Below are 17,258 nucleotides of genomic sequence, written 5' to 3' on the forward strand. Positions count from 1 at the left end.
ACAGGGGGATTTGCCGGCAGAATTGTCAGCGAAATAGCCGGAGCCTGTGCAGGCTCCGGTGGGTAAGGCAGGGTTATTGCGGCTTTGGAGTATTGCGCGGGCCACCAGTGGCAGGACGCGACCCCTGAGGACGATTTGCCGGGCGGTTTGCGCCGTGCGCCGGCTTTTGCTGGGCACTTCTGGCCGTACCGGGGCGGGCCGCCGGTTTGGCTGCGCCTTCATGCTGTTTCGGCGCATGCGGACGCGGCTGACCGGTATGCACCGACAGCACCTTACGTTTTTCCTGCTGTTTTTCACCTTGTGGTGCGTGTGCGGCTTGTTGGTGTGAATCGCGCTCCGTTTGAGGCTGTTCCACCTTAATTTTTGGCTTTTTCGGTTTTTTCGGTGTCTTGCTGATCTGCGCTTCCGTGGTCATTGCCACCGGATTCTGCGGCTTGAAGCCGTCAAATTCCTCGCGTGGCAGGATCTGCTTGATCAGCTTTTCGACATCCAGCAACAGTGGCTGTTCGTCGGCGCTGACCAACGAAATCGCATGACCTTCCATGCCGGCACGACCGGTACGACCGATACGGTGCACATAATCTTCCGCGATATTCGGCAGTTCATAGTTGACCACCTGCGGCAGCTGGGCAATGTCGATACCGCGCGCGGCGATATCGGTCGCGACCAGCACACGTACGGAGCCATCCTTGAACCCGGCCAGTGCACGGGTACGTGCGCCCTGACTCTTGTTGCCATGGATGGCCGCAGCCTGGATCTCTTCTTTTTCCAGTTGTTGCACCAGTTTGTTGGCACCGTGTTTGGTACGGGTAAACACCAGCACCTGCTGCCAGTTGTTGCTCTTGATGAGATGTGTCAGTAGCGCCGGTTTACGGCCTTTATCCACCGGACAGATGGTCTGTTTGATGGTTTCGGCCGTGGTGTTGCGCGGGGCAACATCGATCTGCAGCGGTTCGTTGAGCAAGCCCTGCGCCAGTGTGCGGATATCATCGGAGAAGGTAGCGGAGAACATCAGGGTCTGGCGCTGTTTCGGTAGCAAATCAATAATTTTCCGAATATCGCGGATAAAGCCCATGTCGAGCATGCGGTCGGCTTCATCGAGGATCAGCACTTCCAACTGGCGGAAATGCAGTGCGTTCTGGTTATACAGATCGAGCAGACGCCCCGGCGTCGCCACCAGTACGTCGGCGCCTTTGCGCATCGCCATCATTTGCGGGTTGATCTTCACACCGCCGAACACCACCACCGATTTCAGTGGCAGGTATTTACCATAAGTGGTGACGCTGTCGGCGACCTGCGCCGCCAGTTCACGGGTTGGCGTCAGCACCAGTGCGCGCACTGAGTTGGCACGTGCCAGATGACCACGCGATAAACGATGCAGCAGCGGCAGGGTAAAACCGGCGGTTTTTCCAGTCCCGGTCTGCGCCGCTGCCATCACATCCTGACCACTCAGCACGGCAGGGATCGCCTGTTGTTGAATAGGGGACGGTGTGTCGTAGCCTTTGTCCTGAATGGCGCGCAGCAGCGGCTCGCTTAAACCCAGTTCGTTAAATGACATTAATTGATAATTCCTGTTTCAGATAAATATGAATGTCGAGCAAATCGGTGATTAATAGTGATAAGGCATCACACCAGTTTACGGACTTTCACCTTACGGCCTTTGATCTTGCCGTCTTGTAAATAGTTGTAGGCCTTGTTGGCGATGCTGTGATGCACCGCGACATAGGCATGCAGTTCGGCGATGTTGATTTTGCCGATGTGCTGACCGTTAAAACCGGCCTCTTTGGTCAGCGCACCGAGAATGTCACCGGGGCGCACCTTGCTCTTGCGACCACCATCGATGCACAGGGTGACCATCTCCGGCTTCATGTTGTCCGGGTTCTTTTTCAGCGCATCCAGATCGCCCCAGACGGCACGGCTTTGCTGGTAATCTTCGACTGCCACCACGCGGCTACCCTGTGTGGCTGTGGTCAGTGTCAGTGCCAGACCGGTTTGGCCGGCACGACCGGTACGGCCGATGCGGTGCACGTGCACTTCGGGATCGGGCGTGATGTCGTAGTTCACCACCGCCTGCAGTTCTTTGATATCGAGCCCGCGCGCGGCGACATCGGTGGCGACCAACACGGCGCAGCTCTGGTTAGCAAAGCGCACCACCACCTGATCGCGTTCGCGTTGTTCCAGATCGCCATGCAGCGCCAGCGCACTGTAGCCCTTGGCTTTCAGTTGGTCGGCGACCTGCTGCGTCTGCTGTTTCATGTTGCAGAAAATCACGGTGGAACGTGGCTGGTAATGTTGTAGCAGTTTAAGCAGCGCTGGGAACTTGGCTTCCTGATTCGGCAGCTCAAAGAAACGCTGTTCGATCTGGTGCGCGCTGTGGGTGGATTCCACTCGTACACTCAAGGGATTGCGCTGAAATTCGGCACTCAGCTGCTGAATATCCTGCGGGTAGGTGGCAGAGAACAGCAGTGTCTGCCGCTGACGCGGACAAACCTTGGCAATCTCGCGCATCGCATCGGCAAAGCCCATGTCGAGCATACGATCGGCTTCGTCCAGTACCCAGATTTTCAGGCTGTCGAGGCTTAAACTTTCTTTATCCAGATGCTTCTGTACACGACCGGGCGTGCCGACCACAATATGCGCGCCCTGTTCCAGTGAACTGAATTGCGGGTTGATCGGCATACCGCCGCACAGCGTCAGCACTTTAACGTTCGGAATGAGGCGCGCCAGACGGCGGATTTCACCGGCCACCTGATCGGCCAGCTCACGCGTCGGGCAGAGCACCAGCCCCTGTACCGCCAGCGATTTCACATCCAGTTTCTGCAACAGGCCGAGCGCAAACGCAGCGGTCTTACCGCTCCCGGTTTTGGCCTGCGCCAGCACATCTTTGCCGTCCAGAATGGCGGGCAGACTCTGTGCCTGAATGGGTGTCATCGCGAGATATTCCAGCGATTGCAGGTTTTCCAGCAGTGCCGGTTGTAATGAAAGTTGTGCAAACGCCGCCGATGCTGCGGTTGCAGCCGAATTTTGATCAGACATAACTATCCTGAATAGAACCAATAAAAAGACCGCCGAACAGGCGAAACGGGTGTCGGACGCAGGACATCGCCACAAAGTGCTAACGAGTGTCGGGGAAATTTGTACCGGTTTCAGGCCGCAGCGTCTGATGAAGTATCAAACGGCAAGGAGAAAGGTGAAAACGTGCAAACAACGCATCAAACGGCGCGTAGCTTAAGGGAAGGTGGCCCGGTTTGCAAACTGATGTCATGCTGGTGTGAATTTATTTTCGCCAGCGAAAAATCCGGCTACCATGCTGTCGCTAACTTTTTCGCATAGGGTGAGATCCGTGACCGTTTATGGCGGTGACACGCAGGGAGTGAACATGAAACAAAGTCAACGACATCAGGCCATATTGAACCTGTTGAACCAACATGGATTTGTTTCCACCGAGGAGATGGTGGCGCAGTTTGATGTCAGCCCACAGACCATCCGCCGTGATTTGAACGATCTGGCAGAACAGGAAAAAATCATCCGGCATCATGGCGGGGCGGCATTACCCAATTCCAGCACCAGCAACACGGCCTATAGCACGCGCAAAGTGATGCAACTGGCAGAAAAAGAGCGGATTGCCGCGGCCGTGGCTGCCCGCATCCCCGACGGGGCGTCGCTGTTTATCGATATCGGTACCACCACCGAGGCGATTGCGCGGGCATTGCTGCATCACAAAGACCTGCGGATTGTGACCAATAACCTCAATGTGGCGATGATTCTGACCGAAAAAGATGATTTCAAGGTCATCATTGCCGGCGGGGAGATCCGTAACCGCGATGGTGGCATCATTGGCGAAGCCACCCGTGATTTTATCGGTCAGTTCCGCATGGATTTCGGCATCATCGGCATTTCCGGCATTGACATGAGCGGCGCGCTGCTCGATTTTGATTATCACGAGGTTCGCGTTGCGCAGTCGATTATCCAGCATTCACGGCAGGTGTTTCTGGCCACCGACCACAGCAAGTTTGGCCGTAATGCGATGGTGAATCTTGGCAATATCAGTCAGGTGGATGTGTTGTTTACCGATCAACCGCCACCGGAGGAAATCCAGCGGATCATGCAGCAGGGACAGGTGGAGTGTTGTCTCTGCTAATCCGCATGAGATAGTGGATCTTGATACCGAAAACGAGGACGAAGGAACCATTTTGACGACCCTCCGTGGATTTTTGCATAGCGAGCACCGGTCAAAGGTTCCACCCCGCCAACTCGTCGTAAACCCATCCATGGGGACTCCGCCGCGTCATCCTTGACGCGGAGGGTTGTCGGAATGGACCCTTTGCCCATCTTGCATGATAGTTCAGGCTGAAGTCCCAACGCTTAAGCTGCTGATGTTTCTTCGATTTTCTCTTTTATTTGCGTTACTGGTTTACCAATTCGTGCCGCCATTCGTTGTGTCACATAGGCTTCGAGCTGTGCTTTTGCTTCATCATCCAGCGTTAAACCGAGCTTGGTGCGGCGCCACAAAATATCTTCCGCCGTACAGGCCCATTCCTGATTGATCAGATAATCCACCTCTTCGACACACAGCGTATTGCCGAAACTGATCGTTAACTCGGCGGGCAGCCAGTCAGCGGCGAGGCTGCCGTAACAACTGGCGATGCGTTTGGCGGTGGTGGCATCCAGCCACGGTGCTTGCTTGCGATAGCGTTGCGTCAGGTGCAGCACATTGCCTTCAAAATTACCGCCCGGTAGTTGGGTGGTCGCCGTCCAGTCAGCCCGCATCTGCGGGAAATAGGGTGCCAGCTTATGACAGGCCGCCTGTGCCAGTTTCCGGTACGTCGTCAGTTTGCCACCGAAGACAGACAACAAAGGGGTTTGCCGCTGTTCATCCGACAGTTCCAGCGTGTAATCACGGGTCACCGCCTGTGGTGAACTGGATTCATCATCGCAGAGTGGACGCACGCCGGAATAACTCCACACCACGTCATCCGGCGTGAGCTGATGAATGAAGTGTTTATTCACGACATCGCACAGATACTGCACTTCCTCGGCATCAATTTTCACGGCCCGCGGATCGCCCTGATACTCCAGGTCGGTGGTACCGATCAGCGAGAAGTGTTGTTGATATGGGATCACAAACACAATGCGCTTGTCTTCATTTTGCAGGATATACGCCTCTTCGCGCTCATGGATGCGCGGCACGATGATGTGGCTGCCTTTCACCAGTCGGATATTGCGAGGTGATGTCAGTGCCATGGCCTCATCGAACAGCCGTTTCACCCATGGGCCGGTGGCATTGACCAAGGCCTTGGCGGTCACATCAAAGGTGTTACCGTTGAGTTGATCCTGCAGTGTCAATTGCCAGTGATCTTTTTCCCGACGGGCTTTGATACACGCGGTCCGTGTTTCGATGCGCGCACCATGCTGACGTGCCAGCATCGCGTTCAATACTACTAGTCGGGCGTCATCGACCCAGGCATCGGAATATTCAAATCCTTTCACAAGTTGCGGTTGCAGCCCATCATTGGCGGAAAAACGGACACTGCGGCATGCAGGCAGTGTGACCCGTTTGGCCAGATGGTCGTAAAGGAATAATCCGGCCCGGATCATCCAGGCAGGGCGCAGATGTGGGCGATGCGGCAGACGAAACCGCATGGGGCGGGTGATATGTGGCGCCATGTTGAGTAAGGTCTCACGCTCTGCCAACGCCTCTTTGACCAGACGGAATTCGTAGTGTTCCAGATAACGTAAACCACCGTGGATCAGTTTGCTGGAAGCCGAAGAGGTGGCGCTGGCCAGATCGTTTGCCTCAAACAGCGCCACGGACAGTCCGCGTCCGGCGGCATCGGCCGCGATACCGGCGCCATTGATACCGCCACCAATGACGACCAAATCATAATGCGGAATGGTATTCATCATATTGTTTGCTCCAGCGTCAAAATGCTCGAATAAAAACATATTAGTGTTCGTTATCGAAAATATAGCGCATTTTCGAACGTTAGTGTGATGAAAATGTGATCAATAAATGAAATTTAGTATGGGCATGACCATGTCAGTCGTGCAATCAGGGCCGGAAGGTGTTTCCGGCCCTGAATTTGGCATCAATCAACCCAGTGTTGAGCGCGTGTCACCGCCTTTTGCCAGCCCGCGTACAGTTGTTCCCGCTGATCGGTGGCTAATGCCGGAGTGAATTCGCGGTCTACACTGAATTTGTCGCTGAGTTCCGCCGTGCTTTTCCAGAAACCCACCGCGAGCCCCGCCAGGAAAGCGGCGCCCAGGGCTGTGGTTTCAATCAGGGTAGGGCGCACCACGGTGGTACCCATGATGTCGGACTGGAACTGCATCAGGAAATCATTCGCGACCGCGCCGCCGTCCACTTTCAGACTAGCCAGACGAATGCCGGAATCTTTTTGCATCGCATCCAGCACATCCCGGCTTTGATAGGCGATGGATTCCAGCGCCGCTCGGATGATGTGATTGCGGTTGGCACCGCGAGTCAGGCCGACAATCGCACCTCGGGCATAAGGATCCCAATAGGGGGCACCCAGCCCGACGAACGCCGGAACCAGATAGACTCCGTTTGAATCTTTTACCTTGCTGGCAAAGTAGCCGGTATCTGTGGCGTCGTCGATCAGACGCAATTCATCGCGCAGCCATTGCACGGTGGCACCGCCCATAAAGACTGACCCCTCCAGTGCGTAGTTCACATTGCCAGTCGGGCCGACCGCGATGGTAGTCAGCAGGCCGCTTTCCGATTTCACCGGCGTTTCACCGGTATTCATCAGCAGGAAGCAACCGGTACCGTAGGTATTTTTAGCCATGCCTTTTTCAAAGCAAAGCTGGCCAAACAGCGCCGCCTGCTGGTCGCCGGCAATCCCGGAGATCGGAATGTGCGCACCGCCACCACGGGTCGTGGTGCCATACACTTCGGAAGAGGGGCGAACTTCCGGCAGCATGGAAGCCGGAATGCCGAGTTCCTGCAAAATATGACCATCCCACTGTAAATCGCGGATGTTATACAGCATGGTGCGTGAGGCATTGGTCGGGTCGGTCACATGCACTTCGCCGTTGGTCATTTTCCAGATCAGCCAGGTATCGACGGTACCAAACAGCAATTCACCCCGTTCGGCTTTTTCGCGGGCGCCTTCGACGTTATCCAGAATCCATTTCACCTTGGTGCCAGAGAAATAAGCATCCAGCAGCAGACCGGTGTTTTCACGGATGTAATTATCCAGCCCGCGCGCTTTCAGCTCTTCACAGATCGCCGCGGTACGGCGACATTGCCAGACAATGGCGTTATAGACGGGTTTACCGGTGGCTTTTTCCCAGACAATCGTCGTTTCACGCTGATTGGTGATGCCAATCGCCGCGATCTGGTCATTGTGGATACCGGATTTCGCCAGAGCCTCGGTCAGGGTTGAGGATTGGGTTGCCCAAATCTCCATCGGATCATGTTCCACCCAGCCCGGCTGCGGATAATACTGAGTGAATTCGCGCTGTGATACCGCCACAATGCGTGCATCATGGTCGAAAACGATCGCACGTGAAGACGTGGTTCCCTGGTCGAGTGCGACGACGTAACGTTGTTGTGTCATGTTGTTCTCCATTTATGGGGCGTGCTCATCAGGCCGCAGCTTTCATTGGTTTTTCTGTTTCAGATTGGATCCGCGCCATGCGATTGGCCGGCAGGTAAGGTGCGAGTAACTTGACATATACGGCGGCACCAAGTTGTGCGCCAAGTAACGGGCCGACGATCGGTACCCAGAAGTAAGGATTGCTGCGACCACCAGTCAGCGCGACATCACCCCAACCGGCAAAGAACGCAAACAGTTTCGGGCCGAAATCACGTGCCGGATTCATGGCAAAACCAGTTAACGGGCCCAGTGATGCACCGATCACGGCAATCAGAATGCCAATCAGCAGGGCGGGTGCAAAACTCTTGGAGCCTCCATTGTTGTCATCGGTGAGTGCCAGAATGCTCATCATCAATACCGCCGTAATCACCAATTCCACGGTCATGGCCTGAAAGTTAGTCAGCAAAGCGTTAGGATAGGTGGAAAAAATACCTGCCGTGCCCAGGCTGGCTACGGAACCCCGGATGACGTGGTGTGTCTGTTCCCATTGGATAAACAGATTGCTGTAAAGAAAGTAAACCAGTGCTGCCGCACAAAAGGCTCCGGCAAGCTGTGCCAGAACGAAGGGGAGCACTTTGCGCTTATCAAAACCTTTCCAGACCATCAGGGCCAGGGTGACTGCCGGATTCAGATGTGCACCGGAAATCCCGCCAGTGACATAGACGGCAATGGAAACGCCAAAGCCCCAGGTCAGAGAGATTTCCCACTGGCCGAAACTCGCACCCGCTAATACCAGTGCTGCCACACAGCCGACACCGAAGAAAATCAGTAAACCAGTTCCGATAAACTCGGCGAGACACTCGCCGGTCAGAGTGTGTGTATTTTGTTTGTTCATCGTGCATTCCTTTATAAATGGGCGTTACTTTCCGTAACATTCATTTTGCATACAACAAACAAATTATTAACAAATGTTGGGAAAAGGAACATATCTGAAATCTGAATGTTTGATCTCGCGCATAAAAATTTTCGCAAATGCTCGTTTGGTGTTAATAAATGATAACAATCTTGTTTTCTTGCCATTTTTCTGACCGTTCAGACGGGCAAGGAACCATCGCGCTCTGACGACTCTCTTGTTATGCTGCTGGCAACAGGATGGGAACAGGGGATCTCGGATGGCTCAACTACAACTGACGCGTTTTGGCGGTGTCGACGTACTACAACTTTCAGAACAGGCATTAAGCGCACCCGCCGCCGAGCAGGTGCTGCTGGATGTTCTCTTCGCCAGCGTCAATCCAATCGATGTAAAAACCCGCGCCGGGCTGGGTTGGGCGGCCCAAAAATACCAGGATCGTTTACCGTGGACGCCGGGTTTTGATGTGTGCGGTGTGGTGAAAGCGGTCGGGGCTGATGTCACCGCATTGACGGTTGGCCAACGGGTGTGCGGTATGACCTTTGACGGAGGGGCTTATGCCTCGACGATGCTGGCTCCGGCTGTGGAGTTACTGCCCGTGCCAAAAAATATGACGCATGCTCAGGCGGCGGCCTTGCCGCTGGCCGGGCTCACGGCCTGGCAGGGATTATTCGAGCATGGTCAGTTGCAGGCAGGCGAAACCGTATTGATTTCTGCGGCGGCAGGCGGAGTGGGGCACATTGGCGTGCAGTTGGCGAAACAAGCCGGTGCGACCGTGATCGCCACCGCATCCGAAACCCATCATGATTTTCTGAGACAACTCGGTGCGGATCAGGTCGTCGATTATCATGATCCTGCCGCCATGGCCGCCTTGACTGGGCAGGTCGATTTGGTATTTGATCTGGTCGGATTCGAGAGCGGATTACAAGCCCTAAGCCTATTAAAAGAGGGCGGACGGCAGATCACCGTGCCGACCGTGGCAGTGCCAGCCATTAAAGCCGTGGCGGATACTCAAGGTAAAACCGTTTCCGGCATGCTGGTGCATCCGGATCGTGACGGGCTGGCCGCCTTGCTGGCGTTGTGCGCTGACGGAAAACTACAGATCCATGTCAGTAAGATTTATCCGCTCACGGAAGGCGCAAAAGCACATCTGGCGATAGAAAGTGGTCATACGCGCGGCAAGCTATTGCTTGATCCGAGCCAGCAGGAGATGTAAATGTTTGATATACCATCTTATCAGAAATATGCCGCCTGGATTTTCGACCTCGACGGCACACTGTCCAATACCCTGCATGCCCACGATTTGGCATGGCAGCACGCACTGACCCAGTTTGAGATCCCGTTCACGTCGCAACGGATGCAACAGTTAGGCGGTGTGCCTATTCCGGATACCGTGGCAATTCTGGCGTCAGAGGCAGGGATGCAGGTTGATGTTCCTGCGGTGGTTGATGTCCGCGATCGCCGATTCTATGAATTGTTGCCGACCACCTTATCGCCGACCCCGCTGGTTGCTGGTGTCGTGTTGCCTTTTCTTGGTGAGAAGCCGATGGCCGTCGGCACCGGTTGCCACACCCAGATGGCGAAACGCATTCTGGCTGGCATCGCACTGGATCATTATTTGCCGATCGTGGTCGGTGCCGATCAGGTCAATCGTCCGAAACCCGCGCCGGATACGTTCCTGCTAGCCGCAGAAAAGCTGAACGTGAAACCCGAACATTGTCTGGTTTTTGAAGATGCCGATGCCGGTCTGAAAGCCGCGGCAGCAGCCGGCATGGCGACGGTTGATGTCCGTACGCTCTGGTCAGCCCCCTCGTTACAGCTCTGACATCGCCGCCGTAAGCTGTTGTAATTAACGGCTTATGGCCGATGACCTATTCTTCTAGACTCCCGTTTCCGGCGGCATCGGGCCGCCAGCTATGCACATCAGTATGCAATGACAGCGGGGTCCCTCTATGTTCTTCGAAGCCAATACGGCCCGGTTTCTGTTTACCGTCACGGGCCCTGCCGCCGACTTTCAGGTTTTACGCTTCAGTGGCGAAGAGTACATCAGCAACAGTTTTGAGTTTCATATCACGCTGGTGTGCGAAGATAATCAGCTCGATTTAGCCGCTTTTCTCTACCAAACCTGTTGTCTGACCATCAAGACGCCTGACGGGGTGCATGAAATCACGGGCGTGGTGCATGACATCAGTCAGGGCGATACCGGATTGCGACTGACCGAATATCAGGTCACGCTCAGACCACGTCTCGATTTACTGCGTTATCGCGTCAATTACCGAATTTATCAGCAAGTCACCGTGCGACAGATCGTCGAACAACTGCTGCAGGAAGCCGGGTTTACGACGCTGGATTATCACTGGCGGTTAAATGAAACCCATTCGCCTCGTGACTATTGCGTGCAATATGCAGAATCGGATTATGATTTTATGCATCGCATTCTATCTGAAGCGGGGATTCATTATCACTATGAAAGCCGAGGTGGTCAGCATTGTCTGGTGCTGGGGGATGCCAATGCCGCCTTTCCGAATGGCATCAGTCTGGATTATGTCCCCGGTAATGGCTTAAATCCGGAAGCACCGGCCCTGCGGGAATGTCAGACTTTCTGGCGCACAGTATCCGGCAAGGTCTCTGCCCGTGATTACACGTTTTTGCGACCCGCGGCTCCGCTTCACAGCGAGGTAACGCCCGATGCCACGGCGCAAAATGACCAAACGCAGTTTTCTTCCTCACAGCAGCCCTCTGCCCAGATGAACCCTTCCGAAATGCTTGAAGAATATCGCTGGCCAAGCCTGAGCACGACGGAGGCGGAGAATCTGCGTCAGGCTAAACTCGCGCAGGCTCGCCATCTGCAAACGGCCATTGAGTTGCAGGGAGTGACCGATCATGGCGGTCTGCGGGCCGGTATATTCACCCGTTTCAATGGGTTGCCTCGCCGTGAATTCGAGCCCTTGTGGCTGATACGGCAAGTCCATCATGCAGGCGAGCAACCACAGGTACTGGAAGAAACCAGCGGCGGTGCGGCCCATTATCACAACCAGTTTATCGCCATCCCGTGGCAAACTTTATTTGTTCCGCAGTGGTGGCAGAAACGTCCAAAGCTCCCCGGTTATCAGACCGCGATCGTCACCGGCCCGAAAGGCGAAGAGATCTATACCGACGCTGATGGTCGCATCAAGGTGCAATTTCATTGGGACAGAGAAGGTCAGGCTGACGAGAAAACCTCCTGCTGGTTGCGGATAGCACAAAGCTGGGCGGGGAATGGCTATGGCAATCACTGGATCCCGCGGGTCGGGCAGGAGGTGGTGGTCAGTTTTGAACATGGCAATCCGGATCGCCCGCTGGTACTCGGGTGCGTCTACAACGGTGCCAATGCCCTGCCGTATGCTCTGCCAGCGCATAAAACCCGTACGGTTTTCAAAACGCTCTCCACGCCCGGTGGCGGAGGATTTAATGAGCTGCGTTTTGAAGACAAGAAGCAACATGAACAAATCTACCTGCATGCACAACGGAACTGGGAATTGATGGTCAAAGCCAACGCCTATGCCACCATCGATGGTGACAGTCACCGTCTCACGCAGGGTAATGCCATTGAACGGGTCAGACACGATCGCCACGAAACCGTACAGAAAGACAGTTTCGAAGAACTCAATGCCGATGATCAGTTGAAACTTAAAGGCCTACAGCAAATGCAGGTGGATCACTCCTTTTTCGTCAGAGTGGGCGATGAAATTCATCACCATGCCGGTGTCAAAATCAATATGCAGGCGGGGGCCGGTCTGACCCTTAAGGTTGGCGGCAGTTTTATCAGCCTGAGCCCCGACGGCGTACAGATGGTGGCACCGGCCATTAGTTTGAACGGTGGCGCGGCACCCCTGTCGGGCACTGATCCGAATCTGTTGCCCGTGCAGAAACCGGTAGCCGCCGTTGTCGCCGAAGCGCGCAAACAGAAAGCAGCCGCCAGTAAAACCTGTCGCAGACATAAACCATGAACACGCTGACGGAATGGAAAAACAGCCTGCCAGCAGAATGGCAGATCTATGTGCTCATCGATCCGCTGGCGGATAACCAACCGCTGCAATACTGGTATCAACACGCCGAACCAACCGATTGCTGGCCGCTGTATGCTGGTACCGAATGGAGTGATGATATTCTGAGTGGCCCCTGGCTGTTGCCGCTGGCGCAATTATCCAGCTGGGAAAGCTGGTGGCAGCAACAAGAGGCAAACGAGTATGCATCGGGACTACTGCTCGCTTCGGCATGCCCACCCGAAAAACTGGTCCGGCACTGGCAAAGCCTGCTGACCGCCGGACTGGATGGCGAAGAAGTGTTGTTCCGTTATTACGATCCGCGCATTTTGGGGCCGATGTTGTTCACCTTTACGGAAGAAGAAACCCGCCGTTTTCTCGGGCCTACCCATGAATTTCTGCTTTGGCATCAGGGGGGGTGGCTGAGTGCGGTACCCTATCTGGAACCGGATTTAACCGAACATCATGAACCCTGGTGGCGAATGAAAGACGCGCATTTTGCCGGGCAACCGGGTGAAAAAAACATAGTGTTGTTTAATCTTGAACAGTGGCTCTGGCGCAATGCCAATGAGCTGACCACCACGTGTTATGAGCAACATGGTGCGATTTCGACACAGTTGGAAGCTTTGTATCCACAGGCAATGGAAACCATACCTGTGCTATGGCAACCAAGCTGGATGATCTTGCATCTGATGGGTTTCCCGCACTGGTGGCCTGACATTCGGCAACTGCCGGGGATCTGTCATACCGATGAACAACGCGACCTGATGCTCAAAGTCATTCAACAAATCACAAAAACAGAGAACAGCGAAGTGGAATCAAGATGACAGCCCAAATAAACCAATGCCGGGATTGCCAACCGAAAGATCACTGGCTGGAAATCCGTCTGGTGGATGAAATGAACCATCCCTTCGGTTCATTGCATGGCCAATTAAAGGATGCATCAGGAACCGAGCATCAGGTCATGTTGTCGGGCGGTTATCTGCTACTGACCGAACTTCCTGCCGGCCCTGTTGAACTCAAAATGGATACCCCGGCACTATTGAACGAAGCCCAGAAACATCAACCACGGCCAGCTCCGCAGATTTCGCCGGCTAAAGAGTATGCAGAGACGCATAAAGGGTATAAAAAGAGCAAAATTAAATTTCAGAATATTACACTTGGTGATGTCTGGTATTTAGAGCCGGAGATTATTCCTGAGCGACATAAAGCGGGTCAAACAGGCAAATCACTACGAATGGTGAGCAATAACAGTTACTTACTTGAAGTTAGATCATTATCAGACTTACATTTGCCACAAGTAATTTTTCAATCGCAACATCCAATGGATGATATGACTGCCGATGATATGCAATCTGGAGACATGTCAAAAGAGGAAATAATGAATCTTGGAATGTTTAAACCATTCAGTAAGCTGAGGTATGAGTTTGAGCTTCCGGCGAGTGATCATTTTACCAACTTCAGACTATTTGCCGGTTTGGTATCATCGGGGGAATATAGCCCATTAACCAAGATGATGATAGATCGGTTTGAACAAAATACGGGTAATAAATTTACACACTTCTTGCTGAATAAAGCTGCAAGTGAACATGAAAACACAAAAAAAGTAGTAAAACATATACAAAATGCCTTTTCTGAAAAAATAAATGAAAAATGCGGAGAACTAACGGAAGATGATCTTAAAGGTATATGGTATGAATTAGCGCATGGAAAACATATTATCCATTTACCTGGTTTTGATACATGGCCTGATTGGTTTAATGGATTGGGAATTACAGTACATGGAATTTGGTCTTTGCAGCTGTCATTAAAAGAAATGCAGATAGACATTATTAGTAGAACATTTAATGGTGTTGTCTCTTTCAAAGCTCAGGATCATTTTGGATTAAATGTTGATGATATTGATGGGCATAAATATTTTGAGTTTCTTCGTATTTTTAGGGCATGGTTTATTTTGCAAAGATATAAAAAATTTGGATATAAACCTTTCATAACCGAAATGAATCATGTTCAAAATATAAGTGGGAAATTTTAATGAAAAGAGGCAGCCTGTTTTTCTGTGTCCTGCTCTTTGTTGCTGCATTATGTTTTATTTCTTGGTCATTACTAAGAGTTAAAATAGAAAATATTTATGAAAACAACAATGATAATAGGTCTATCATAGTGATGGTTTCTAATCCACCGACCGACATTAATGGTGCAATATCATTTTGGGATGATCATAAAGTTGAATTAATGAATAGTTATCATATGCTTCATCAGTCTGAATATTTCCTTTTTGTGAAGAATTTTTTTGAAATGAAAACAAAGGAAGAGGCAAAACAAATATGTATCCCAAGTCGGAAAGATGAAAAAAAACCGTGTATTAATTTAGATGATAGGTTGTTTTTTGTTGCGCGAAAGAGAGATGGCTATTGGATGGGATTTTATGACTATTATGATGATGAATCGTGTAACGTTTTTATAAGTGATACAGGTGAAAAACAGTTTATAAATTGTAATAAACAATCACACTAAAAAAGGCTGCAGATTGCAGCCTTTGAGCTTTGAGAGAACAATTAGAACTCGTTCTGCAGTGCTTTATAGCCTTTCACCAGATCGATATTGGTGTGGGCCACGTCTTCAGAGAATTCGGTCGCAGCCACGGTGACACGCGGGATCTCGGCCAGATTGCTTTCTGGGCAGATGCGAGTGCTGGAAGGCACATAGAACTCGGCAGGCAGATCCTGACCATCAACCACGGAGTTATGGCGGATCACGGCACCATCACCGACTTCGCAGTTAAACAACACGGTATTAAAACCGATGAACACGCGATTGCCGACCTTGCATGGGCCATGCACGATCGAACGATGGGCAATCGAGGTAAATTCACCGATGGTGACAGCGGCACCGGATTTGGAGTGGATCACGACACCATCCTGAATGTTGGAGTTCGCGCCGATCACAATGGGTTCCATTTCACCGTTTTCATCCACTTCGTCTGCACGGATCACGGCATAAGGGCCGACAAACACATTGTCTTTGATGATAACTTTACCGCAGATGATCGCGGTTTGATCAACATAGGCGGATTCGGCGATGACAGGCAGGTGGCCTGAAGGATTTTTGCGGATCATGTTAGCTCCCTGATGCTTTAATTGACATCTGATGGTTAGGCAAAAATTGATCTTGATCACTTTTGTGAGCGAGCCACATGATGACAGCGACCCTAGGTGAATTGCAATCCCCGTTTTTGTGCAGCATCAATCATTATGGTTGAAAAATGGCGCCATTAAGCTCCATTTAAGAAAGTTATAATAAAAAAATCGTGAATCATGCTCATTTTGTCTGTCATTCATACTTAAAGGGCGGATATTTAGGGAAAAATTCTTCCTGCAGCATTTCTTCCACTTCCTGACGATCAGTTTGTTTCATGATAAACACCAGTTCGCTGGCGGGTTCGCCCGAAGGCCATTCCGGCAAATTCATGATGGGATAGAGCTGGTCATGTACGCCGTGAACGACAACGGGTTGTTCCTGCTCTTCCAACCAGAGAATGGCTTTGAAGCGCAGCAATCGTTCGGGATAACGCATCTGAACTCGGCGTAATCCATCCAGAAAACGTGCGGTCGGGATCGGTTTGGTATAGCGCAGGCAGAAGGCTTGGACATCGCTGTGCGCATTGGCGATGAGGCGGGTGCCCATCAGGGGATAGGCTGACTCTTCAATCGGTTTGATGGGAGAGGCGAGCCCCAACTCAGCAATGGCACCTTGCAGCCATTGGCGAATTTCTTGTGTACTGCGTTGCGAGCCACTGCCAAACGGGCCATTCTGCTCCAAGACTTTCGGTGATAATTGACCTTTAACGGCCACATAGCGGGGGGCCATCGGGTTGATCCGTTGTAACAACGCTTCCACTTCGGGCAAGGTGCCAAAATCGGCCAGATCACTTTTGCTCAAGACCAGCAGATCCGCCAGAGCGACTTGCTTGACCGCCTCATATTGTTGGTTTAACTGCTGTGTAATGTGGCAGACATCCACCACGGTCACTGTGCCATCAAAACGGTAGCGCTGCGCAAAAAAGGGGTCGTTGCGCAAGGTGTATAAGACGGGACCCGGATCGGCCAGACCGGTTGTCTCAATCAAAACTCGCTGGAACGGCTTGATTTCCCGGCGCATGGCGCGCATGAACAGCTCCCGCAACGCATTCACCAGATCGCCCTGTACGGTACAACAGACACAACCCGACTCCAGCATGACGACATTATCATCCAGTTTTTCCACCAGATGATGATCCAGTCCAACGGCCCCGAATTCGTTAATCAAGACCGCGCAGTTGGCCAGTTCCGGTTGTTTGACCCAGTAGTTCAGCAGCGTGGTTTTGCCACTACCCAAAAATCCAGTCAGTACGGTCACCGGAATACGGAAATCTTCGGTATCAAAACGGGGGTCAGACATGCGTTGTTCCTGAGTTACTGCGGCTTGGTGTCAGCCGGATCGAATTACAACAGGTATGGTATAACAGCTGGTGCAGAAAGTTCAGTACTGCTAAGAAAAACAACGCCGGTCAGTGCCGGCGTTAGTCAGGATCATTCTTCTTCATCATCTGGATCGAGGTCGAAGTTGTCTTCGCCATCATTCCAGTCGTCGCCTTCATCATCCCACTCTTCGTCTTCATCGTCCCAGTCCGGCTCATAGCCTTCGTCATCTTCCGGTCCTTCGCCCCATACATCATCATCATCGTCGTCATAACCAGCGTAGTATCCTGCCATGCTGAGT

The 17,258-nt window shown here is 52.4% G+C and carries 15 protein-coding genes; 7 read left to right on the forward strand and 8 right to left on the reverse strand.

The genetic code is table 11. The features are described 5' to 3' along the window. Positions 1-73: 73 nt before the first annotated feature. A complete protein-coding gene (locus tag H027_RS0108760; RefSeq protein WP_024872083.1) occupies positions 74-1,558 on the reverse strand; it encodes a DEAD/DEAH box helicase in 1,485 nt (494 codons plus the stop codon). A gap of 68 nt (positions 1,559-1,626) precedes the next feature. Continuing rightward, positions 1,627-3,036, reverse strand: a complete 1,410-nt coding sequence (dbpA, locus tag H027_RS0108765) for an ATP-dependent RNA helicase DbpA (protein ID WP_024872084.1) — start codon at positions 3,034-3,036, stop codon at positions 1,627-1,629. A gap of 343 nt (positions 3,037-3,379) precedes the next feature. Here dbpA and H027_RS0108770 point away from each other — a divergent pair, with 343 nt between their 5' ends. Next, a complete protein-coding gene (locus tag H027_RS0108770) occupies positions 3,380-4,141 on the forward strand; it encodes a DeoR/GlpR family transcriptional regulator (protein ID WP_024872085.1) in 762 nt (253 codons plus the stop codon). A 224-nt stretch (positions 4,142-4,365) separates the two neighbouring features. Here the strand turns inward: H027_RS0108770 and glpD are convergent, their stop codons facing one another. From glpD to H027_RS0108785, 3 genes are all read right to left on the reverse strand, one after another. Further along, on the reverse strand, positions 4,366-5,907 hold the full coding sequence (gene glpD / locus H027_RS0108775; RefSeq protein ID WP_038149232.1) for a glycerol-3-phosphate dehydrogenase: 1,542 nt from the start codon (positions 5,905-5,907) through the stop codon (positions 4,366-4,368). A 182-nt stretch (positions 5,908-6,089) separates the two neighbouring features. Further along, positions 6,090-7,583, reverse strand: coding sequence for a glycerol kinase GlpK (gene glpK / locus H027_RS0108780; protein WP_024872087.1), 1,494 nt, complete (start codon positions 7,581-7,583; stop codon positions 6,090-6,092). 28 nt (positions 7,584-7,611) lie between these two features. Beyond that, complete coding sequence (locus H027_RS0108785; protein WP_024872088.1) at positions 7,612-8,457, reverse strand: MIP/aquaporin family protein; 846 nt, start codon at positions 8,455-8,457, stop codon at positions 7,612-7,614. Between the two features lie 277 nt (positions 8,458-8,734). Here H027_RS0108785 and H027_RS0108790 point away from each other — a divergent pair, with 277 nt between their 5' ends. The 6 genes from H027_RS0108790 to H027_RS0108815 all read left to right on the forward strand — a co-directional run bounded on the left by H027_RS0108790 (position 8,735) and on the right by H027_RS0108815 (position 15,014). Beyond that, positions 8,735-9,688 (forward strand): NADP-dependent oxidoreductase, encoded by a 954-nt coding sequence (locus H027_RS0108790; protein ID WP_024872089.1) that lies wholly within the window; start codon positions 8,735-8,737, stop codon positions 9,686-9,688. Continuing rightward, a complete protein-coding gene (locus H027_RS0108795; protein WP_024872090.1) occupies positions 9,689-10,297 on the forward strand; it encodes an HAD family hydrolase in 609 nt (202 codons plus the stop codon). A 127-nt stretch (positions 10,298-10,424) separates the two neighbouring features. Next, positions 10,425-12,461, forward strand: coding sequence for a type VI secretion system Vgr family protein (locus tag H027_RS0108800; RefSeq protein WP_024872091.1), 2,037 nt, complete (start codon positions 10,425-10,427; stop codon positions 12,459-12,461). Beyond that, positions 12,458-13,324 carry a DUF4123 domain-containing protein gene (locus H027_RS0108805; protein WP_024872092.1) on the forward strand — a complete coding sequence of 289 codons (867 nt, stop codon included), beginning with the start codon at positions 12,458-12,460 and terminating at the stop codon, positions 13,322-13,324. The genes H027_RS0108800 and H027_RS0108805 overlap by 4 nt, the downstream gene beginning before the upstream one ends. Further along, a complete protein-coding gene (locus H027_RS0108810; protein WP_024872093.1) occupies positions 13,321-14,532 on the forward strand; it encodes a DUF3289 family protein in 1,212 nt (403 codons plus the stop codon). Before H027_RS0108805 ends, H027_RS0108810 begins: the two co-directional genes overlap by 4 nt. Next, positions 14,532-15,014 carry a DUF943 family protein gene (locus H027_RS0108815; RefSeq protein WP_024872094.1) on the forward strand — a complete coding sequence of 161 codons (483 nt, stop codon included), beginning with the start codon at positions 14,532-14,534 and terminating at the stop codon, positions 15,012-15,014. The genes H027_RS0108810 and H027_RS0108815 overlap by 1 nt, the downstream gene beginning before the upstream one ends. A 41-nt stretch (positions 15,015-15,055) precedes the next feature. On the opposite strand, the gene H027_RS0108820 is transcribed toward H027_RS0108815, so the two are convergent. From H027_RS0108820 to H027_RS0108830, 3 genes are all read right to left on the reverse strand, one after another. Then, a complete protein-coding gene (locus H027_RS0108820) occupies positions 15,056-15,616 on the reverse strand; it encodes a gamma carbonic anhydrase family protein (RefSeq protein WP_024872095.1) in 561 nt (186 codons plus the stop codon). 214 nt (positions 15,617-15,830) lie between these two features. Continuing rightward, positions 15,831-16,937, reverse strand: coding sequence for a CobW family GTP-binding protein (locus H027_RS0108825; RefSeq protein WP_024872096.1), 1,107 nt, complete (start codon positions 16,935-16,937; stop codon positions 15,831-15,833). A 131-nt stretch (positions 16,938-17,068) separates the two neighbouring features. Then, positions 17,069-17,251: a hypothetical protein gene (locus H027_RS0108830; protein ID WP_024872097.1), complete on the reverse strand. Its 183-nt coding sequence runs from the start codon at positions 17,249-17,251 to the stop codon at positions 17,069-17,071. Between the last annotated feature and the right edge of the window lie 7 nt (positions 17,252-17,258).

The sequence above is a fragment of the Tolumonas lignilytica genome (assembly GCF_000527035.1).
GTDB lineage: Bacteria > Pseudomonadota > Gammaproteobacteria > Enterobacterales > Aeromonadaceae > Tolumonas > Tolumonas lignilytica.